Source organism: Shewanella litorisediminis, assembly GCF_016834455.1.
GTDB lineage: Bacteria > Pseudomonadota > Gammaproteobacteria > Enterobacterales > Shewanellaceae > Shewanella > Shewanella litorisediminis.
The window spans coordinates 3,642,305-3,661,886 of record NZ_CP069213.1 but is presented as its reverse complement, the minus strand read 5'-3'; the positions used below and the strand labels follow the sequence as shown (position 1 = coordinate 3,661,886).

Here is a 19,582-nt window from a genome sequence, read left to right as displayed (position 1 = left end):
ATGATTTCAGGTGAATTCTCAGACACCAATCAAAGACCCCACTCGATTTCACCTCCCTCCTTTCGTATGGGGGGTGATGCTGGTGTCTATGGTGTTTGCCTTTACCGGTTGGTATCTGTTCCATCAATACATCAACGACCTCAAGGAAGAACGCTTTGACGATATGGCGCAGGAACTGAAACTGGCAATCGAGACCCGCATGCTGGCCTATGAGCAGGTTCTGCGAAGTGGTGTGGGCTTGTTCAAGGCATCCGACGGTGTGTCCCGTGACGAATGGCGTACCTATGTCGCCAATGCCAAGCTGGACAAGTACTATCCGGGCATACAGGGGGTGGGGTTCAGTCAGGTGGTTAGCAAGCCCCAGCTGCAAGCCTTTGAGGAAGCGGTGAGAGCGGAGGGATTCCCGGCGTTTAAGGTCTACCCCGACGGTGACCGCCCCATCTATCATTCTATTCTCTATCTCGAACCCTTCGATTGGCGTAATCAGCGGGCCTTCGGATACGACATGTATTCAGAACCCAGGCGTCGGCGTGCGATTGATTGGGCAACCGATACCGGTGATGCTGCCATTTCCGGCAAAATTACCCTGGTGCAGGAAACCGGCGAAGACATGCAGGCCGGCTTTTTAATGTATCTGCCCCTTTATGCCCGGGATATTCAGCCTGGTCCTCTGGCGCTGCGGGGCACGGTTTATGCGGCGTTTAGGATGGACGATCTTATTCGCGGCATCCTGGGCAATAGATTTACCCAGTTACAGTTGGACATTTTTGATGGCGGTGAGCCAAGCGAAGAGAACCTGATGTTTCGCTCTCCGCAAAGAGCCGACAGCTGGCGCAATCAAGCTGAGTTACCCATTGAAATGGGTGGACATAAGTGGTTACTGCACGTGGGTAGCAACGCTGATTTTTTAAGTCGGTCGGAGACGCTTCAGAGTCAATTAATGCTTTTGATGGCGGTCGTTTTTCAGCTGTTGATGTTTTATTTCTTGCTCAGCATAGCCAAAGCCAGGCACCACGAAAGCTTGCTTTCACGGGAGATAATGAACAATGAAAGCCGGTTTCGATTGGTGGTGGAGGCGTCACCCAGCGCCCTTATCATCACCAATAAGCACGGTGTTATTACCCTGGTGAACAAGCACACAGAGCAGCTGTTCGGCTATACCAGAGAAGAGCTGCTGGGTAAGAGTGTGAATGTACTCTTGCCTGAAGCCCTGGCAAAGGTGCACCAGGGGCACATGGCGTCATACCTGGCGAATCCCATTGCCAAGAAGATGTCGCTCAGGGATGAACTCTATGGCAGGACCAAATCCGGCGGCCTGGTGCCGGTGGAAGTGGGGTTAACACCGATTCACTTTGCTTCCGGGATTTCGGTGCTGGCCACCATCAACGATATTTCGGTGCGTCGTAATATTGAGGAGCAAAGGATGGCTCATACACTTGAGCTGGAGCGTATCAACAAAGAGCTCGACAGTTTCGCCTATATCGCCTCTCACGATCTTAAATCACCACTGCGGGGAATTGAGCAGCTGGCCCAATGGATTGAGGAAGACTTGCAGGGCAAGTTGGACCCGTCCACCGGTAAGTATTTACAGCTTATCCAAAGCCGTATCCTGCGCATGTCCCAACTGTTGGATGGCCTGCTGCTGTACTCACGTATTGGCCGGGCCGAGGAGTCCTTCTCATCGGTGGAGGTCAAATCCCTCATCAAAGACACCTTTGCCCTGGTCGCGCCCCCTGTTGGTTTCAAGCTCAAACTCGGCGGTGAGTTTCCCACAATCCATACTGCCAAGGTGCCGCTGGAGCTGGTGATCAGAAACCTCTTTTCCAATGCCATTAAGCACCACGACAAGGGCGAGGGGGAAATCAGCGTCAGTGTCGATAGCCGGGGCGACATGGTGGAATTCTGCGTGGCTGATGATGGACCGGGGATCCCGGCCGAGTATCAGGAGAAAGTCTTCAGTATTTTTCAAACACTCAAGGCCCGGGATGAAGTGGAAGGCTGTGGATTGGGTTTATCGCTGGTGCGCAAAACCGTAGAGCGCTATGGCGGCAAGGTCTGGCTGATTTCTCAGGGGAGAGGATGTCAGTTCTGGTTTTCATGGCCAAAACAATTAGGGGCATAAAGGCATGACAGAAGCACAATATCGTGAAGTGGTGCTCTTTCTGGTGGATGACGACGACGTTGACTACATGGCGGTTGAGCGCGCCATGCGTCAAATGCGTCTGCTTAATCCGCTGGTGCGAGCCCGAGATGGCAAGGCCGCGCTGGAAATGCTCAAAGATGGCGTTGTTCAGGGCGCCTTTGTGATCCTTTTGGACCTGAACATGCCACGTATGAATGGCCTTGAATTTCTGCAAGCCCTGAGGGCCAATCCACAGTATGCCTCTGCAGTGGTGTTTGTGCTGACCACTTCCCGTGCCGACGAAGACAAGTTGGCGGCCTATAGTTTCAATGTGGCCGGCTATGTGGTCAAAAGCAATATAAAAGATGAATTTGATAGTATTATCAATATGTTGGATGGGTATTGGCGGATTGTGGAATTACCGCAATTGTGAAGGTTAAACCATGAATTTATTACTGGTTGATGACGATGAAGTCGATCGTGAAATGATAGTTCGCGCACTGTCTCAATCAGAGCGTGGCTTCAGCGTGTCTGAGTCCTGCTATGCCAAAGATGCGATGATCAAAATTAAGCAGCAGCACTTTGATGGCATATTGCTGGACTATATGCTGCCCGATGCCAATGGCCTCGAAGTACTGACCTGGCTCAATGACATCAGCAACGAGAGTATTGCGGTGGTGATGATAAGTCGCTACGAGGATGAAAAGCTGGCCGAGCGCTGCATAGAATTGGGGGCGCAGGACTTTTTGCTCAAGGATGAAGTCACCTCAAGCCGTCTGTGCCGGGCCATTATCAACGCCAAGCAGCGTTTCTCCATGGCCAAGGCATTGCGTAGAAGCCATGAAAAATTACGGGAGCTTGCCGAACACGATTCCCTCACCCGGTTGGTGAATCGATACGGGTTCGAACTGTGCCTTAACCGCGCCCTCAGTCAGGTGCGGCGTTCCGGTGGCATGCTCAGTGTTATCTTGCTTGATCTGGATGATTTTAAAGGGGTCAATGATACCCTTGGCCACCAGATGGGAGACGTGTTGCTGGTTGAGGTGGCCACGCGTCTGTCATCGGCGCTGCGTGAAAATGACCTGATAGCCAGAATCGGCGGCGATGAATTTGTGGCCCTGATTTGCGATCAGGACACCCGTTTTTTGCCATTTGATCTCGCCAAGCGGTTACTCAGTACCTTTGAAGAGCCTTTCCAGCTGGGCGACAGCGCTGTGATGATGGGGGCCAGTTTGGGCATCGCCATTTACGGCGAGTGCGCCAACACAGCTTATGACCTCTTGAAATGCGCCGACATCGCCATGTACCGGGCCAAGGAAGAGGGCCGGAATCAAATCCAGTTTTATTCCCGGGATCTGGAGAATGAAGTTAAATATCGCACCCGCATCGAACAGGGGCTGCGACTCGCACTGAGTAACAACGAACTGGTGCTCTATTACCAGGGTAAATTCGATGCGCTGTCTGGCTATCTCAGTGGTGTGGAGGTGCTGCTGCGCTGGCAACATCCCACCGATGGCCTGTTGGCCCCGGACAAGTTTTTGGGAATTGCCGAGGATGTCGGTCTGACCGAACAAATTGGCAAATGGGTACTCAATACTGCCTGTCAGCAAGTCAGCCAGTGGTTAAAACAGATTGGTGACTATATGCCGGGGTTCTCCGTGGCCGTAAACTTCTCTGCCTCGCAAATTTCGGCGGTGAATTTGGTTGCTGTGATTGAGCAGGCATTGGCAGACAGCGGACTGCCGGCGCATAACCTTGAGTTGGAAATCACCGAAAACGCGCTCATTAAAAACCCCGAAGAAATTGCCTCTGTGCTTCAGAGAATTGAGCTTATGGGGGTTACCATGGCACTGGATGACTTTGGCACAGGCTATTCGTCTCTCGAGCACCTGATGCATTTTCCCATACAGGTTATCAAGATAGATAAAAGCCTGGTGGCAACCGTACCACAGGACGAAAAAGGCTGTCGCTTGTTAATGGCGCTGCTGAATTTCGCCCAGGGCTTTGGCATGGTGTCGGTAGCGGAAGGGATTGAAACCCAGGCTCAGGCTGATTTTTGCACTCACCATGGCTGTACCCTGCTGCAGGGATATCTGCTTGGTAAGCCTGTGGATGCCAAGACATTTGAAACGCAATTCCTGCTGCCAACCCTCACCAAATTCCAAGAGAGATAACTTGCCAAGCCTTGGTGATTACTACAGAATTTTCTCACCTAACTTTCTTTGGCGCCTGAGTCGCCACGGTATACTGCGATGAAAATCGGTGTGCTGTCCCAATTCCCCGAACTCTACTCGACACGTCGGTTGGTGGAGGCTTGTGAGTCCAGGGGACATGAAGCCTGGGTCATAAACCCTATCAACTGCTACATGAACATTAACTCGGTCAAACCCAGCATCCATCTCGAAGGGGAAGAGGTGCCCATGTTTGATGCCATCATTCCCAGAATTCACGCCAGCGTCACCTTTTATGGCTGTGCCGTGGTGCGCCAGTTTGAAATGATGGGGGTGTTTGCTGCCAATGATTCCATTTCCATTGCCCGCTCCCGGGATAAGCTGCGGGCGTTGCAGCTTTTGTCTCGTAAAGGTATTGGCATGCCGATAACCGGATTTGCCAACAGACCCAATAACATCCCTGACCTTATCAACATGGTGGGCGGCGCCCCTCTGGTAATTAAGTTGCTCGAGGGCACTCAGGGGATTGGGGTGGTGCTGGCAGAAACCCGCAAGGCTGCCGAGAGTGTGATTGAGGCGTTTTTGGGTCTCAAGGCCAACATCATGGTGCAGGAATACATCAAAGAGGCCAACGGCAGCGATATCCGCTGTTTTGTGGTGGGTGATAAGGTAGTGGCCGCCATGCGCAGGCAGGGCCCGGAAGGCGACTTCCGTTCCAATCTGCATCTGGGCGGTTCGGCCGAGCCGGTGAAGATCACGCCTCAGGAGCGCAAATCGGCAGTTGCGGCGGCCAAGGCCATGGGGTTGGTGGTTGCCGGGGTGGATATTTTGCGCTCAGCCCGTGGGCCCCTGGTGCTGGAGGTGAACTCGGCGCCGGGCATAGAAGGGATAGAACAGGCAACGGGTATTAAGGTTGCCGAGCCCATCGTTGAGTACATTGAAAAGGTGGTGGCGGCCCGCCGGGCCAACCACCAGGTGATTGCCTGAACTCAGTCAGGGTTAAGGGTTCAGAGTGCGAAGCCGTATGACCAGCGCAGCACCACTTTGGGGTCGTCCTCGGTAAGGTCGGTGTCAGACACAGTAAAGCTGACATCGCCAAGCTCGGTGCTCTTGGTCAGCGAAACGGCATAGTCGCTGTAGCTGGACTCGCCATACCAGCCCAAAGCGATATCCCCGCTTGAATAGCCATAGTGCAGGTCGAGGCTCAGGGTTTCGCCCAGCGGGATGGCGACATCGGCGCTGAGATAGTCCATATCATCATCGGACAACTCATCTGGGGCCATATCGTCGCCGCCATTGACCACAAGGGCATAACCCACGGTTAACCACTGCCAGGTCAGGCTGGCATAGAGTTCACCAAAGTCTATGTCGGCATCAGCATCTGGATAGGCGTAGTAGAGGTAGCCCACATCGAAGCTCAGGCTGTCGGTGATATCACCACTATAACCGCCATAAAAATCCATTTCGAAGGTAGTGTCATCACCAAAGTCTACATTGGCTGCCCACATACCCGCGTAAAAACCGCTCTCGTGGCTGTAATCCAGTCCGCCATCCACGGCAGTACTGTCCTGGGTTTGGCTGATCCCGCGCCACAGGTAGTTGGAGCTTATCCCGATATTGCCCTCAAATTCAGCCTTGGCTGGCAAGGCGGCAAAGGCGCAGGAAAGCAGCAGAGCGAGTGTGGATACCTTGGTCATCATATTCCCCTTCAATGATTATTGTGTGTACTTGTATTGGTCGGGAATACCTAAAGCCAAGGTTATGCCATTTTTTAACTTATTGTTTACAAAGAAATTGTGTTTAAACACGTCGTGAATTGGCTGAAAAATGCACATTTTGCGTGCGCCAATGCACACACTTGGTGCGCTCAAAACAAAAAGCCTCCCGAAGGAGGCTTTGACTGCATGAGTGCCGAGATTAGTTCACGCTGTCACGCAGGGCCTTGCCGGCCTTGAATTTTGGAATGGTCGCCGCAGGGATTTTGATTTCCTTGCCGGTTTGCGGGTTGCGACCAGTGCGCTCTGCGCGGGTGCTGGTTTCAAAAGAACCGAAACCTACGATAGAAATTTTGTCGCCGTCTTTCATGGCGGCAGTCACAGCTTCTTCGAAGGATTTCAGCGCACGGCCGGCTTCGGCCTTGGTCAGGTCAGCACTCTCAGCGATCTTGGCGATAAGTTCAGTTCTGTTCATATGCTAAATACTCGTCTTTCCGTGATTATTGTTTTAAAACTCGCCTAACATGCCACAGGCATTAGCGTTTGGGAAGCGGTTTTGGGGCGCAAATCCCGCTCGGGATCAATTTTCCAGCGGCTTTTGTCACATTAATTGGCATCCAGCAGCTGATACAAAATCTGTTTCACCAATTGTGGCTCAAATGGCTTATCACACAGGGCGTTAACGCCGGCCTGACACACATTGGATAAGTGGGCATCGTTGGCCTCTGACGACACCATCAGAATGGGGATATGGGACTGCTGACTCTCGTTGCGAATAAACTGGGTCAGGGCCAGGCCATCCACACTGGGCATGTTGTAGTCGGTCACGACCAAATCGAACATGTGCGACTGCATCAGTGCAATCGCCTCGGCGCCATCACAGGCTTCAATAATTTGCCGCATACCCAGGTTGGTCAGGGTGCGACGGATGATGTTACGTGCCATACGGCTGTCGTCCACCACCAATACCCGCAGGTCCTGAACGTCGAAATGATCCAAATCCAGTTCATCGTTGGACAACAGGTCTATGGTCGCGTTAAGTGCTTTTCCAAGATGGGCTTTTGAAAAGGGTTTAGGCAATATCGCCACTACACCAGACTGACGGAATACCTCCAACTGCTCGCGGCGGCATTCACTGGAAACCAGCATAAACTGGATGTCCTGACAGCGGCTGTCACTCTTGATGTGGGTCAGTAACTTGAGGGCGTCACCGTCACTGTAGTGCATGGCGCTGGCAATCAAATCTGGCTTGTGCTCTGTGAGTATTTGCCTGGCCTCATCAAATCCGCCGGCGGTTTCGATGTTGAGAATGCCTTCATTTTTCAGGCTGGCGATAATGATTTTACGTTGGGTGTCTGAAGGCTCCACCAGTAGGATGGACAGCTCGCCCGGTGACAATTGATGCATGGCTATAGTGACTTTTGTTGCGGGTTTGTAACGCTAACTCAAGTGCTCAGCCTTTGGCAAGCACGCTTATCAAGCTCACCAACGTACCAATGCGGTAGCCCAAGGTCATTCTCAGTGGTTTTTTGGGGTGTCTGCTTCAGCTTGTACCAGCAGGTAATCGCGGGTCGACGGGAGAAACGCCACCCACCATTGAAATGACAGCAGCGCGACAAGAGTGACAGCAACCAGCGACAGTGGAATTTCAGTCCCGGCGAAGAACAGCCGGGTATCTTCGGGGCTTATGTGGGTGGCCAGAATGGCCGTGACCCCAAGTGCAGCGCAGCCAAGGGTTTGAATGGCGGTATAGATACGCACTGCCCAAATCGCCCAGGAGGTTTTAAGCACCAGACCCACCAGTACCGGTAATACCCCAAGCGTAAACATATCCAGATTACCGGTAATGATGGCGCGGGTTATGGATAAAAGCGCCAGCACAATATACAGGCAGAGCAACAGGCACAGGGGCAGCGGTGGCAGTTTCATGGCGGGTTCCGGTAAAAAAGTCGCCCAAGTGTAGAAAAAGCCGGAGGGACAGTCCAGTTCGGTGTAAAATAGCGCTCCCAAAACAGAGGCAATGACATGACTGAGCAAGAATTCTGGCAGCTGGTAAGCCGCCAAAGCCCGGACGAATCACAGGAGAGCCTGGCAGAACGCCTGCGCAATGCGTTGAGCGCCATGGACAACGAGGCCTTAAAGGCATTTGACAAGTTGTTTGGCCAGCAGATGCGCCGTGCCTACACCTGGCCGTTATGGGGCGCCGCCTATGTGATCACGGGTTGCGACACCGATTATGGTTTTGCAGAGTTTCGCTGTTTTCTGATCTCTTTGGGGCAGGAATGGTTTGAGCGGGTCATCGCCACGCCGGATGCGTTGGCAGGATTGCCCGGCTGGCCAACGGTGGACGGCTATGCGTACCCCTTTGTGGAAGACTACGATTTGATTGCCGGGCAGCTCTATGAAGACAGAACACAGCAAGAATTGCCCTTTGTGCCGTCCGGCAGCGTGAATCCGGCCGGCAAGAAATTCAGTTCCCGTCCCAAAGACCTCAAAGCCAATTATCCTGAACTTTGCCGCTTGTTCCCCTTCTGATATTGCCATGCCCGACGGTTTCGGTTGGGCACTGTCTACTTAGTGTCACTCAGTCTTGGGTGTGTTTTTCATGATACAAATTGATACCTGAACCTTTTGGGATTAATCTGTCTAAACTAAATAATAAACAGAAACTTATATTCAGGACGGCGTCTGATTACGGCAGTTTTTGTTAAGTATTGGTTCAGCTTAAATTCGCTAAAGTGAATGCGATTTAATCGCTTACAGGCCTTAAGGAGGCTCATATGAAATTCCCGATGATTCTGATTGCCGGCATCTTTGTTGCGGGTTCAGCGATGGCGGATGAAGCAGCCACTGTGGATCCACAAACCGAAAACGGCGCTGTAAAAATCACCTGGCAGGAGCCCAAGAAATTCCGCGACATTAAGTCCAGCGGTGAGCTTCAGTCCAGATTCGAAAATCGCATGTTTGAGACCCTCACCAAGGAACTGAACAAAGAAGCGTCCAAGTCGCTCAAACCCAGTCAAAAATTGGAGCTGGTGGTCACAGATGTGGATATGGCCGGTGATATGCGCCCAACCTTTGGCGCCACCGCAAATGACCTGCGCGTGGTGAAAGAAATCTATCCCCCACGCATCAGCTTCAGCTATCAGGTACTCGATGGTGATCAGGTGGTGATTGCCGGCGATGAAAAACTGACTAATCTGAATTTTATGAACGAAATTCGTTCGGTGAATGACAGACCGTTTTCCCATGAGGTCCGTCTGTTAACCCAATGGTTTGAAAAGCAGGTTGCTCCCAAGCTGTAACTGTCTGAACTAGGCCTGCCTCAGCTGAGGCGGGGTACTGCCAAGCAGGCAAAGTCCACTGTCGGTGAGCTTTGCCTGTTTTTTTGCCCGGGCGCTGAGCGCCGACAGCTCATGTTCGGTGGCATTGAAGGTGTGCCTTGGCGACAGTATGCCCGCACACAGGGAGATCAGAGGTTGGAGGCTGATTGTGCCCTGGCGGTCTTCGGCGGAAATACATTGCGCCTGCCAATGGGCCTGCTGGAAAAAGCTGTGTTTTTCGGATTCAAAATCCTTGAGGATCCCCGCCACCTTATATTCGGGATCGTCCGTGGTAATCATCACAAAGTCATCCCCCCCAATGTGGCCCACGAAACAGTCGGCATCCTGATGCACTGCAAGCAGTGACGCCACATGACAAATCACCTCATCTCCCCGGCAAAAGCCATAGGTATCGTTATAGGGTTTGAAGTGGCTTAAATCGAAGTACACCAAATAAAAAGCACGGCTTTGCTGCTTGAGTCGCTGTAATTCTTCTTGAATGGGCACATTACCCGGCAATCCGGTGAGCGGGTTGGCGTGGCGTGCCACCTTGATGCGGTGCTCGGTGATCCGGGCAAGCAGATCCTTGGTGTGGCCCACGCCGATGAGTTTTCCCTGACGCAGTATCAAGAACTGCTGCGCCATGAACCGATCTGACTCTGAGGTCAGCAACTGGCTTACGCTGCTGAGCGCCTCGGATGCATCAAATTGGGGCACCCTGGTGTTCATCACTTCGGTAACACAGTGATTTTCATGAAGTGCGCGGCCATAGGGAGTTGAAAATAATTCAAGCAGGGCCGTTCGGCTGATAAGCCCCAGCGGCGTGTCGCCGTCGACCACCACCACCGCCTGCAACGCCGGTTGGCTGCTGAAACGGTCGCTGATGCTTTTGAGTTTGGTGTCGGTCGGCACAGTAACAGCGCCGCATGCCAGACTTTCGGCGGTTTCTATGTATCTGTGGGTGGCCTGTCCCATGTTGGGCTGGGGGTTTAGCCCCGGGGGCAGGAGTGTGTTTGGGTTGGTCTGCGGGCGACCGAGTAAAAAGCCCTGGCAGTAAATTATCCCGAGCTGCCTGAGTACCTGCAGTTCGGCCTCGGTTTCTATTCCTTCGGCAATCACCTTGCAGGTCAGGCTCTGGCAAAGTTCCACGATAGAGCGCACAAACTCCTGTTTGACCGGATGCTTGTCGATTTGGTGAATAAAGTGGCGGTCGATTTTCACATAGTCCGGCGCCAGCTCCGACCATAGCCGCAGCCCGGAGTACCCGGCACCCAAATCGTCAATGGCGGTTAAAAAACCCTGATTGCGATAGTGCAGCAAGCAGGTTTTCAGCAAGTCGATATCGTCAGCTGGGTGCTGCTCAGAGAGTTCTATCACCACCTGAGATGGGGATATGCCCAGCTGCTGAAGCATGGCGAGGGTTTTACCCTTGGGGTGATCCGGGTCCAGCAGCGCCTTGGGCGAAATATTGATAAAGAGCTTTCCCGGCAGTTTACGTTCGGCAAAACGCCCAGCTGCGATTTGGCGGCACAGGGTCTCCAGTTCGCTCAGGCGCCCTTCGTGCTCGGCCGTTTTAAACAGGGGAACCGGGGAATATAAAGGGCTGTGGACAGGCCCCCGAGAGAGGGCTTCAAAGCCGTGGATTTTACCGGCACCGATATTGAATATGGGTTGAAAAAGCGAGTATATGCTTTGTTTTTCAATGACTTTTGTCAGTTCTGCCTGTAAATCGATGGCGGCCATGATGAGTACCGGGAGCCCAAGGTTCCGGCAGTCTATGGCAGCCCTGTGACAGAAAGATGACCGCTTATTTACTCTGTGATTTGAAAGCTTGCAGGGTTTGCAGCAATACGCCGAGTTTGCGGACTACGAGCTCAAGCGCTTCGGGTGTCACCTCTGCCGCTTTCAGGTCGGCGAAGTCCTGACCCAGCTCCTGCACATAGGGGCCAAACCGGTTGCTGCGGGTTGAAAATCCCTCTTCCGCGCTAAAGATATGACTGAACTTACCCATGCCGGCTTTTTGCAATTCATCCAGTCGGGTATCGGCGTCGATTGCCTGGCGATAGGCCAGTTGCAGATTTTCGGTCAGTTGCTCAAGGACCTTGGTATATGGCATAACAGCTTCCAATCAGATTTTTCGGGATTATAAGAGGCAAGGATGAAGGCAACAAGTTTAAGGACAGGACTCATTGGCGCTGTGGCACTCTGGGCGTTGTCGGGTTTGGCGCCGGTATTGGCGAAAGAATCAGATAAACCCCCTTTCTATGAATTTTCCCACAAGGGTAAAACCGTCTACCTGCTGGGCTCCATTCATGTCGGCAGTGCCGATTTTTATCCCATGCCCAAGGTGGTGGAAAGCGCATTTAACAGCGCCGAAGCGCTGGTGGTGGAAGCAGATATAGGTGCGGCCGGTGCTGATATTCAGCGCCTCTTGATGACCTATGGTGTGGATGCCTCCTCCCCGGATGCCGAGTCCGCCGCCGTGTTGGAACAATACTGCAGCAGCAGAAAGCCAATCTGCGAGGCCATGGCGCCTTTTTCACCCTGGATGCAGGCATCGCAAATTACCGTGATGCAGTTTGCTGGCCTGGGGTATCAGCCTGAGTTTGGTGTCGACCAGCACTTTTTGGATCGTGCCCGGGGCAGCAAGGCGATATTTGAGCTGGAAGGTATGGAATATCAGTTCAAATTGATGGCGTCGCTGGACAAGTCGCAGCAGTGGGCCATGGTGCGTGAGGCCATTGTTGCTTCAGATGAAGAAGTCGGTGCCCTGGTCAATAGCTGGCGAGGTGGCGACAGTGATGAACTCGCCGCAGTGATGCACGACTCCATGGCAGAAGGTGACGATACCCAATTGTTAAAGCTGCTGCTGTGGGACAGAAACCATCGAATGGCCGATACGCTGCAAAGCCTCCTGACCCGGGCGGATACGCCAAAGACTCTGATGGTTGTGGTGGGGGCGGGGCATCTGGTGGGAGAACAGAGTTTGGTGTCTATTCTGGCCGAACGTGGGATAAAAGTGAAAGGGCACCTGGGCCACTGCGCCGCCACCCAGGGACTGTGCCAGTAAGCGGGTGTCGACCTTTGCCAGACAAAGCGGCTTAATCGCCGCCGGGTCGTCCGAGGGACTGAATTACCGGGGTATTTGCCAGCGTTGGCTATACTCAGGAAGACAGCCGCGGAGGACCCATGGCCTTGCAATCCCCTCAACTGGTATATCCAGGATTTGAAAAGATCCCACGATTCTGGGACAACGAACAACAGTCGCAGGTTGCCCGGGTCGACCCGGGTGAATACTACTATTCCTGTCAGGATGAGTTTATCTACACCCGTTTGGGGTCCTGTGTTGCGGCCTGTATCTGGGATCCCCTGATGGGCATTGGTGGCCTGAATCACTTCCTGTTACCTGAAAAAGCCCTCCACGAAGATTGGCACCAACTTACCAGTTACTCCTGTCGTTACGGGAACTGGGCCATGGAGCAATTAATCAACGGCATCCTTACTGCGGGAGGGCTTAAGTCCCGTCTCAGGGCAAAAATATTCGGTGGTGCCAATTTGGGGCGCATTTCTGTGCTCAATGTGGGTCAGTCCAATATCGCCTTTGTGAGGGAGTATCTGGCATTGGAGGGGATCCCCGTGATGTCAGAAGATCTCGGTGGCCCCTGGCCGCGTAAGGTGCTCTTTCATCCCCAAAGTGGCAGGGTCAGGCTGAAGCGGCTCGAAATGACCGGCATGGCCCAAATCGAGCGCGAAGAGCAGGCCTATCTCAACGATGTGGCCGAGCAGGCAAAAGCCCCTGAGCCCGGCTCCATAGAGCTTTTTGATTAGGCAGGCTTTTGGGCTACAAAGTGCACGTAGCGTCCCAGGCGCAAAAAGGCCGGTTCGCGGGAGTATTTCAGCTCCATCTCAATCAGGCCTGCGTCACTGTATTCGGTGGACAGGCTGCCTTTTTTCAAATAGTCGTGAATAACCCGCACGCCGGAACGGCAGTGAATGTCCATCTGCCAGTCGCTGCACCAGGCTTCCACCTCGGGCACTGTCACCGGGAAGTTGGGGCTTAGCTTAACCCTTTTAGCCTTGAATCCTGACTGCACATAGCCGAAGTTACCGGCGATGAGTGAATGGAAACACATGGCATCGCGGTTATAAAACATCAGTGAAAACAAGCCGCCGGGCTTGAGCAATGTCAGCAGACTGGTCATGGTGCCTTTGGCATCGGCGAGCCATTCCACCACGGCATGGCACAGAACGAGGTCGAAGTCCCCCAGGGCATCCGGTGACAAATCCTGAATGGGGGCATGAATGCACTGGATGTCGAGCGGGGTGGGGCTAAGGGCAATTTGCCGCTTGGCCTCGGCTAGCATTTCGGCAGAAATATCACACAGCACCACACTGTGTCCCAGTGCCGCCAACCTTTGGCTGAAAAAGCCAAATCCGCCACCGGCATCCAGTACCCTGAGTTTGCGCTCACCCAGGAGTGGCAGCATGTCTTCCAGATCGCGCCACAGCACGGCCGCGCGAATATCCCCTTTGAGGGTACCGTAGATGTTCTTGGCAAACTTACCCGCGAGGGTATCGAAATTCTTGTCTTGCAATCTGAGTGTCCGGCGCTGGGAGGTCGGGCGCTAGTTTCTCACAGCCGAAGCCGTTTTGGCAGTCTCTCGTTGCTCGTACGACACAGTGAATTGTTGCTGACCAAAATAGGCTTAAGGCTTTGAAATATAGTCACTTGTTTGCTTGGTTTTATTGGGGCTACACATTGCAGTGAATGAGAGTATAATTCCCGCTCTTTGTCAGGGGGGAACCTACACCATGGAACATCAAGTGGCACTGGATGGGATGCCGTCGCTGTTGTCTTTGTATCGCAAGATTTTTTTCGGCCGCAAACCCGGTTGGGATCAGCAGCCGCTGCCTGTAATCCGCGTGTCTGTGCCCCAGGTGTCGCTGTCGCCAGCGGTGGTGGCCGACTATGCCCGGGTGTGTGAGTTCAACTTTGACGGCAAGACGCTGCCCCCCACCTTTTTGTACATTCTGGCGTTTCGTCTGCATGCGGTGATCTTCACCCATGACGCTGTGACCTTTCCGCTGCTTGGCATGATCCACCTTAAAAACCGCATCAGCCAGTACCGTCCAGTGTCAGTGTCAGAGCAGGTTCGTTTGGAATGCGTGTTGGCATCCAGTGAGCAAACCGATGCCGGTTTGGAATTTGAGCTGGTATCCAAGGTTTGGGTAGCCGATGAACTGGTATGGGAAGCCCACTCCATTTATCTGTACCGCATTGAAAGCGCCGGTCGCCGCGCCCGCCCCCCAAAGGGCAGCGACATGGCGTGGGATAACCCCAAGACCTGGACCCTGGACGATAAGCTGGGTTGGCGCTATGCCCGGGCTTCCGGTGATTTCAACCTTATCCATTTGCATCCTTTCCTGTCCAAACGGTTCGGGTTTGAACGGGTACTGGCCCATGGTATGTGGTCCAAGGCCCGCTGCGTGGCCGAGTTGATGGGCGAGATAGGTAACAGACCCTGCACGCTGGACGTGGCCTTTAAACTGCCGCTGTTTATGCCCGGCGAAGTGACCTTTGCCAGCGAAGCCAAAGACGATGGCCTGCGGTTTGAGCTGAGGGATCAGAAGGGGCGCAGGCCGCATCTGAGTGGTGAAGTGACCTTTCATGACTAAAAGCTGGGCTGACTTACCAGCAGAAATCCCCCGGATTGGCGTATGACGCCTTCCAGCATAAAAACGGCCGCATCAGCGGCCGTTTTTATTGTCTTTCAGGGCACGCTGTGCCCGATGTGGTGTTTTCAGGGCACGCTGTGCCCCATGGACGCCTGCCAGATGCTGAACCACTGCTGCCTGCTAAGCACTATATGGCTTGATGCCAGTGCCGCTTTGATACGCTGAGCATTACCACTGCCGATAATGGGCAGTGGACGGCTGGGGTGCATCCGCACCCAGGCGTAAACCAATTGGCTGAGGTCATCGGCGCCGGTTTGTTGCTGTATGTCGGTAAGGACGGCTCGCACCCGCGCAGCCCGCTCATCTGTGCCTGACATCAGTGCGCCTCCCGCCAAACATGACCAGGCCATGGGGCGAATACCCAGGCGCTGGCACTGGTCGAGAGTGCCATCGTGCATCACCTGCATTGCCAGTGGCGACAGCTCCACCTGGTTGGTCTGCAGCGCAAAATCGAGCCGCGACTGCACCAGCTCAAATTGGCTGGGGGTAAAGTTGGACACGCCAAAGTGGCGCACCTTACCCGCCTTGCGTAAGGCATAAAAAGCCTCGGCCATTTCATCGGCATTCATCAAAGGGTCGGGCCTGTGGATCAGCAGCAGATCCAGATAATCCGTGCCCAGGTTGCTCAATGACTGTTCAACGCTGCTGATTATGTGATCCCGGCTGGTGTCGTAGTGGTTCACATAGCGGTCTGGATTACCCACAATGGCAGGCCGGATGCCACACTTGCTGATGATTTCCATTTGGTGGCGCAGCGCAGGTGCCTCGCGCAGCACATCACCGAACAGGCGCTCACACTGGTATCGGCCGTAGATGTCGGCGTGATCCATGGAGCTGACGCCGAGGGACAGATAGGTTTCGATTAATTCACGCCGCAGAGGCCGGGTGGTTTGCCAATCGGCCAGCCGCCAGAAACCGGCAATAAATTCGGACAGTTTGAGCGAAGTTGACACCATGGTTCTCCCCAAAAAAGTGCACTGAAATTGATTTGGATTCAGGAAAGATGAATTAGTCATTTCTTGAGCTTCTTTAGCCCGGGCCTTTGGCTTAGGCTGTGTTGAGCCAGGACCCGCCACAGGGTCTCACAATAACAATCACAAGCATACCCTACAGCGAGAACTCCACTATGTTGACAGATATGGAAATATCCCGGCAGGCCAATGTACGCCCCATAGGCTGGATTGCCGACGACTTTGGCCTTGGCAAGCATTTGTGGCGGGAGGCGGGTCACGCCATGGCTAAAATCAGCCTTGAGGCCGCCCGTGAGCCCCGGCGTGGAAAACTGGTGATAGTCACGGCCGTGACGCCCACACCCCATGGGGAAGGTAAAACCGTGACCACCATAGGGTTAACCCAGGGCCTGCATCTGCTGGGGCACAAGGCCTGTGCCTGTATCCGTCAGCCCAGTCTCGGCCCTGTCTTTGGGGTAAAAGGTGGGGCTGCCGGTGGCGGCTATGCTCAGGTGGTGCCCATGGAGGTGATGAACCTGCACATGACGGGTGATATCCATGCCGTCACCAGCGCCCACAATCTGGCTGCGGCCGCCATCGATGCCCGTCTTTTCCACGAAACCCGACTCGGCCCGGACGCCTTCAGCGCCAAAACGGGTTTGCAGGCACTGAACATCGACCCCGAACGCATTCTATGGCGCAGGGTGTTGGATCACAACGATCGCAGCCTTCGCCAGATTGAGCTGGGGCTTGGAGATAACAATGGTCCGGTTCACGGCGGTGGTTTCGACATTACCGCGGCGTCAGAGCTGATGGCCATTCTGGCCCTGTGTGAAAACATTGCCGACATGCGCGCCCGCATCGGTCGGGTGATCCTGGCCATGAGCCGGGACGGTAACCCCATCAGCGCCGACGATCTGGGGGTGGCAGGAGCCATGACAGCCATTATGCGTGATGCCATCGAGCCCACGCTGATGCAAACCCTGAGTGGCGCCCCTTGCCTGGTGCACGCGGGGCCCTTTGCCAATATTGCCCATGGTAACTCCTCCATCATCGCCGACAGGGTGGCGTTGGCACACCATGACTATGTGGTGACCGAGGGTGGCTTTGGCTCCGATATGGGCTTTGAAAAGTTCTGCAATATCAAGAGCCGTGCCTCGGGCATTGCTCCATCTGCTGCCGTGCTGGTGGTGACCTTAAGGGCGCTGAAGGCCAATTCCGGCGTGGATGGCGACGACAGTGAACGCCTGGAGGCTGGCTTTGCCAACCTGCACTGGCACATGCAAAACGTGATGGGTTATGGCTTGCCTCTGGTGGTTGCCATTAACCGCTTCCCCGATGATTCCATGGCCGAACTGGCCTGGCTCAAAGAGCGTTGCCTTGCAGAAGGGGCCTTTGGCTGTGAAATCAGCGATGCCTTCAGCCATGGGGCCGAGGGCGCAAGGGCGCTGGCCATAGCCGTAGCCCGCGCCTGCGATGCGCCATCAAACTTTGAGTACCTGTATGACGACCAGATGGATTTTGGGGCTCGCCTGATGACACTGGCGGAGCGTTATGGTGCCGCCGGTGTCAGCCTGTCTGAGGATGCGCGCCGGGATCTGGCGATGATTACCCAGCTTGGGATGGACAAGTTGCCGCTTTGTATCGCGAAGACGCCCCTGTCCATCAGCCATGATCCCGCTCTTAAAGGTGCGCCCAGCGGCTTTGAGTTGCCCGTTGTGGGTTTACGCTTAAGTGCCGGTGCGGGCTTTATTACTGTGCTCACAGGTAAGGTAATGACCATGCCGGGGCTGGGGCTCTTGCCCGGCTATCTGAATATCGATATCAACGATAAGGGCGACATCATTGGCCTGGGATAATGGGGCCTGGTGAATAACAACAAAGGCACCCGAGGGTGCCTTTCTGTTTACCGCATTTAGCGAGTGCCTGTGGTCAGCTGCGGTAGAAGTGCACATCCCGCTGCGGGAAGGGAATGGTGATGCCTTCGGCATCGAAGCGCTGCTTCACCGCCTTGGTCACGTCCCAATATACGTCCCAATAGTCATCCGGCCGCACCCAGGGACGAACCACAAAGTCCACCGAAGATTCGCCCAGCAAGTGCAGGCGCACTGTGACGCCGGGGTCTTTGAGCACCTTTGGATGCTTGTTGACGATATCCAGCAGGATTTTTTCCGCATGCTCGACATTGTCGCCGTAACTGATGCCGAAAGTCATATCGACCCGGCGATGGCGCTCGGCGGTAATGTTGTTGATGGTATCACCCCAAATTTTATTGTTTGGAATAATAAGCCGCTGATTATCAAGGGTCTTGATAGTTGTGGATACCAGGCTCATATGGCTGACCCGCCCTGTGACGCCAGCAGCGCTGATAAGGTCTCCCACATCATAGGGGCGGTAAATCAAAATCATCATGCCGGAGGCAAAGTTCGACAGCGTATCCTGCAGCGCAAAACCTATGATGACACCGGCAATACCGAAACCGGCCAGCAGGGGCCCAAGTTCAAAACCCAGTTGCGACAGGGCAATCAGTAACCCCAGGGTATATACACCCTTGGCGGACAGAGAGACAAAGAAGTCCTGCAGCAGCTTACTGAATTTGAGTTTGGAGTTGCTGACAGCCTTTTTCACCACACTCTTCACCAGCTTGGCAACCAGGCTGGCGACAAAGAGGATAAGCAGGAAGATAAACACCTTAAACAGTACCCGCGGGCCATTTTCTATTGCCTGCGACTCGGCAACACTGAGCCATTTGCCAAGCAGACTGCCTACCAGGTCGATATCCAGCACATCCTGGGTAATGTCTCCTGACACGGTAAAGAGCACCTGTTTCAGCGCCGTGGTATCGGCTCCGAGCTCTTCCATCAAACCCACGACGGTGCTCAGACTCAGGCTGTTTTGCTCGAGCCGGGCCTTGAGGTCACTGACTCGGGCGGTCTGCTCGGCACTCACATCTTTACCCGCGGCACGGGCTTCATCCACGGCATGTTTCAGTTGCTCCTGGGTGTAATTCACCAGGCTTGCCAGGCGGTCTGCCCGTTCGGCAAGTGCCTGTTTCAGTTCTGCCCGGCGCGGCTCTGTGTCCATGCCCAGTTTGCTGCCCCAATCCAGGGTTTGCAGCTCTTTTTTGAAGTTGGTGTCGCGCTCACGCTCGCGGTTGGACAGCGCCAGCAAGAGCTCGGCGTCATTGGCGCCGCCGAGATTGCTTTTGAGCTTTTGGATGTCTTTGCTCAGGTAAGCCTGGGTCTGCTGGATAAAGCTCAGCTGATTTTCCACCAGGGTTTGCAGGTAGGCACGGTCGGCGTCAGGGGCCTCAATTTCGCTGCTGATAAGTTGTCTCAGCTCGGCAGTTTTTTGGTTTACCCGATATTCACTGATGGCAACCAGTTCACCTTTGACCTGGGACAGGGCCTTGAGATCCTGCGCTATGGTGTGTTCCAGCTGCTCAACATTGCTGCGAAACTCATCGCTGACGGCCAGTGCTGCCGTCGGGCTGAGCAGGCTCATGCTTAAGAGGAAGGGGATTAACAGACGCATATTCAACATCCTGTTGCTTGAAGATGTAAGC

19 protein-coding genes are annotated in these 19,582 nt (G+C 54.1%); 10 read left to right on the top strand and 9 right to left on the bottom strand.

Translation table 11 applies throughout. The features are described 5' to 3' along the window. The first annotated feature begins 10 nt into the window (after positions 1–10). The 4 genes from JQC75_RS16200 (at position 11) to rimK (ending at position 5,280) form a co-directional block, all read left to right on the top strand. The gene (locus JQC75_RS16200; protein ID WP_239002030.1) at positions 11–2,122 is read left to right on the top strand and encodes a CHASE domain-containing sensor histidine kinase; all 2,112 of its coding nucleotides are present in this window, start codon (positions 11–13) and stop codon (positions 2,120–2,122) included. 4 nt (positions 2,123–2,126) lie between these two features. Further along, positions 2,127–2,555, top strand: coding sequence for a response regulator (locus tag JQC75_RS16195; protein WP_203325051.1), 429 nt, complete (start codon positions 2,127–2,129; stop codon positions 2,553–2,555). A 10-nt stretch (positions 2,556–2,565) separates the two neighbouring features. Next, positions 2,566–4,296 (top strand): EAL domain-containing response regulator, encoded by a 1,731-nt coding sequence (locus JQC75_RS16190; RefSeq protein WP_203325050.1) that lies wholly within the window; start codon positions 2,566–2,568, stop codon positions 4,294–4,296. Positions 4,297–4,374: 78 nt separating this feature from the next. After that, positions 4,375–5,280, top strand: a complete 906-nt coding sequence (gene rimK, locus JQC75_RS16185; RefSeq protein WP_203325049.1) for a 30S ribosomal protein S6--L-glutamate ligase — start codon at positions 4,375–4,377, stop codon at positions 5,278–5,280. 20 nt (positions 5,281–5,300) lie between these two features. On the opposite strand, the gene JQC75_RS16180 is transcribed toward rimK, so the two are convergent. From JQC75_RS16180 to JQC75_RS16165, 4 genes are all read right to left on the bottom strand, one after another. Next, positions 5,301–5,990: a TorF family putative porin gene (locus JQC75_RS16180; RefSeq protein WP_380797689.1), complete on the bottom strand. Its 690-nt coding sequence runs from the start codon at positions 5,988–5,990 to the stop codon at positions 5,301–5,303. A 220-nt stretch (positions 5,991–6,210) separates the two neighbouring features. Continuing rightward, positions 6,211–6,483, bottom strand: coding sequence for an HU family DNA-binding protein (locus JQC75_RS16175; protein WP_011761265.1), 273 nt, complete (start codon positions 6,481–6,483; stop codon positions 6,211–6,213). 131 nt (positions 6,484–6,614) lie between these two features. Next, complete coding sequence (locus tag JQC75_RS16170; RefSeq protein WP_203325047.1) at positions 6,615–7,415, bottom strand: response regulator; 801 nt, start codon at positions 7,413–7,415, stop codon at positions 6,615–6,617. Positions 7,416–7,526: 111 nt separating this feature from the next. Beyond that, on the bottom strand, positions 7,527–7,937 hold the full coding sequence (locus tag JQC75_RS16165) for a hypothetical protein (protein ID WP_203325046.1): 411 nt from the start codon (positions 7,935–7,937) through the stop codon (positions 7,527–7,529). Between the two features lie 96 nt (positions 7,938–8,033). Here JQC75_RS16165 and JQC75_RS16160 point away from each other — a divergent pair, with 96 nt between their 5' ends. Then, on the top strand, positions 8,034–8,543 hold the full coding sequence (locus tag JQC75_RS16160) for a DUF4240 domain-containing protein (protein WP_203325045.1): 510 nt from the start codon (positions 8,034–8,036) through the stop codon (positions 8,541–8,543). Between the two features lie 245 nt (positions 8,544–8,788). Further along, positions 8,789–9,313: a DUF3016 domain-containing protein gene (locus tag JQC75_RS16155; RefSeq protein ID WP_203325044.1), complete on the top strand. Its 525-nt coding sequence runs from the start codon at positions 8,789–8,791 to the stop codon at positions 9,311–9,313. Positions 9,314–9,322: 9 nt separating this feature from the next. On the opposite strand, the gene JQC75_RS16150 is transcribed toward JQC75_RS16155, so the two are convergent. Next, positions 9,323–11,074 (bottom strand): bifunctional diguanylate cyclase/phosphodiesterase, encoded by a 1,752-nt coding sequence (locus JQC75_RS16150; protein ID WP_203325043.1) that lies wholly within the window; start codon positions 11,072–11,074, stop codon positions 9,323–9,325. Between the two features lie 64 nt (positions 11,075–11,138). Next, positions 11,139–11,447: a prephenate dehydrogenase gene (locus tag JQC75_RS16145; RefSeq protein WP_203325042.1), complete on the bottom strand. Its 309-nt coding sequence runs from the start codon at positions 11,445–11,447 to the stop codon at positions 11,139–11,141. 42 nt (positions 11,448–11,489) lie between these two features. Here JQC75_RS16145 and JQC75_RS16140 point away from each other — a divergent pair, with 42 nt between their 5' ends. Continuing rightward, positions 11,490–12,401 (top strand): TraB/GumN family protein, encoded by a 912-nt coding sequence (locus JQC75_RS16140; protein ID WP_203325041.1) that lies wholly within the window; start codon positions 11,490–11,492, stop codon positions 12,399–12,401. 119 nt (positions 12,402–12,520) lie between these two features. Further along, positions 12,521–13,159, top strand: a complete 639-nt coding sequence (locus tag JQC75_RS16135) for a chemoreceptor glutamine deamidase CheD (RefSeq protein ID WP_203325040.1) — start codon at positions 12,521–12,523, stop codon at positions 13,157–13,159. Here the strand turns inward: JQC75_RS16135 and JQC75_RS16130 are convergent. Next, on the bottom strand, positions 13,156–13,926 hold the full coding sequence (locus JQC75_RS16130) for a methyltransferase domain-containing protein (protein WP_203325039.1): 771 nt from the start codon (positions 13,924–13,926) through the stop codon (positions 13,156–13,158). The two genes, JQC75_RS16135 and JQC75_RS16130, sit on opposite strands and share 4 nt — an antisense overlap. A gap of 244 nt (positions 13,927–14,170) precedes the next feature. On the opposite strand from JQC75_RS16130, the gene JQC75_RS16125 reads away from it, so the two are divergent. Further along, the gene (locus JQC75_RS16125; protein WP_203327254.1) at positions 14,171–15,007 is read left to right on the top strand and encodes a MaoC family dehydratase; all 837 of its coding nucleotides are present in this window, start codon (positions 14,171–14,173) and stop codon (positions 15,005–15,007) included. 125 nt (positions 15,008–15,132) lie between these two features. Here JQC75_RS16125 and JQC75_RS16120 read toward each other — a convergent pair whose 3' ends face one another. After that, positions 15,133–16,023: an aldo/keto reductase gene (locus JQC75_RS16120; RefSeq protein WP_203325038.1), complete on the bottom strand. Its 891-nt coding sequence runs from the start codon at positions 16,021–16,023 to the stop codon at positions 15,133–15,135. A gap of 170 nt (positions 16,024–16,193) precedes the next feature. Here JQC75_RS16120 and JQC75_RS16115 point away from each other — a divergent pair, with 170 nt between their 5' ends. Next, the gene (locus JQC75_RS16115; protein ID WP_203325037.1) at positions 16,194–17,876 is read left to right on the top strand and encodes a formate--tetrahydrofolate ligase; all 1,683 of its coding nucleotides are present in this window, start codon (positions 16,194–16,196) and stop codon (positions 17,874–17,876) included. A 73-nt stretch (positions 17,877–17,949) separates the two neighbouring features. Here JQC75_RS16115 and JQC75_RS16110 read toward each other — a convergent pair whose 3' ends face one another. After that, the gene (locus JQC75_RS16110; protein ID WP_239002029.1) at positions 17,950–19,551 is read right to left on the bottom strand and encodes a mechanosensitive ion channel family protein; all 1,602 of its coding nucleotides are present in this window, start codon (positions 19,549–19,551) and stop codon (positions 17,950–17,952) included. Positions 19,552–19,582: the final 31 nt, after the last annotated feature.

Coding starts and splice junctions, on each gene's coding strand:
- JQC75_RS16170 (WP_203325047.1), bottom strand. CDS start 7,415: ATGCATCAATTGTCACCGGGCGAGCTGTCCATCCTACTGGTGGAGCCT.
- JQC75_RS16150 (WP_203325043.1), bottom strand. CDS start 11,074: ATGGCCGCCATCGATTTACAGGCAGAACTGACAAAAGTCATTGAAAAA.
- JQC75_RS16115 (WP_203325037.1), top strand. CDS start 16,194: ATGTTGACAGATATGGAAATATCCCGGCAGGCCAATGTACGCCCCATA.
- JQC75_RS16195 (WP_203325051.1), top strand. CDS start 2,127: ATGACAGAAGCACAATATCGTGAAGTGGTGCTCTTTCTGGTGGATGAC.
- JQC75_RS16145 (WP_203325042.1), bottom strand. CDS start 11,447: ATGCCATATACCAAGGTCCTTGAGCAACTGACCGAAAATCTGCAACTG.
- JQC75_RS16110 (WP_239002029.1), bottom strand. CDS start 19,551: ATGCGTCTGTTAATCCCCTTCCTCTTAAGCATGAGCCTGCTCAGCCCG.
- JQC75_RS16180 (WP_380797689.1), bottom strand. CDS start 5,990: ATGACCAAGGTATCCACACTCGCTCTGCTGCTTTCCTGCGCCTTTGCC.
- JQC75_RS16135 (WP_203325040.1), top strand. CDS start 12,521: ATGGCCTTGCAATCCCCTCAACTGGTATATCCAGGATTTGAAAAGATC.
- JQC75_RS16155 (WP_203325044.1), top strand. CDS start 8,789: ATGAAATTCCCGATGATTCTGATTGCCGGCATCTTTGTTGCGGGTTCA.
- JQC75_RS16140 (WP_203325041.1), top strand. CDS start 11,490: ATGAAGGCAACAAGTTTAAGGACAGGACTCATTGGCGCTGTGGCACTC.
- JQC75_RS16190 (WP_203325050.1), top strand. CDS start 2,566: ATGAATTTATTACTGGTTGATGACGATGAAGTCGATCGTGAAATGATA.
- JQC75_RS16175 (WP_011761265.1), bottom strand. CDS start 6,483: ATGAACAGAACTGAACTTATCGCCAAGATCGCTGAGAGTGCTGACCTG.
- JQC75_RS16125 (WP_203327254.1), top strand. CDS start 14,171: ATGCCGTCGCTGTTGTCTTTGTATCGCAAGATTTTTTTCGGCCGCAAA.
- JQC75_RS16165 (WP_203325046.1), bottom strand. CDS start 7,937: ATGAAACTGCCACCGCTGCCCCTGTGCCTGTTGCTCTGCCTGTATATT.
- rimK (WP_203325049.1), top strand. CDS start 4,375: ATGAAAATCGGTGTGCTGTCCCAATTCCCCGAACTCTACTCGACACGT.
- JQC75_RS16160 (WP_203325045.1), top strand. CDS start 8,034: ATGACTGAGCAAGAATTCTGGCAGCTGGTAAGCCGCCAAAGCCCGGAC.
- JQC75_RS16120 (WP_203325038.1), bottom strand. CDS start 16,023: ATGGTGTCAACTTCGCTCAAACTGTCCGAATTTATTGCCGGTTTCTGG.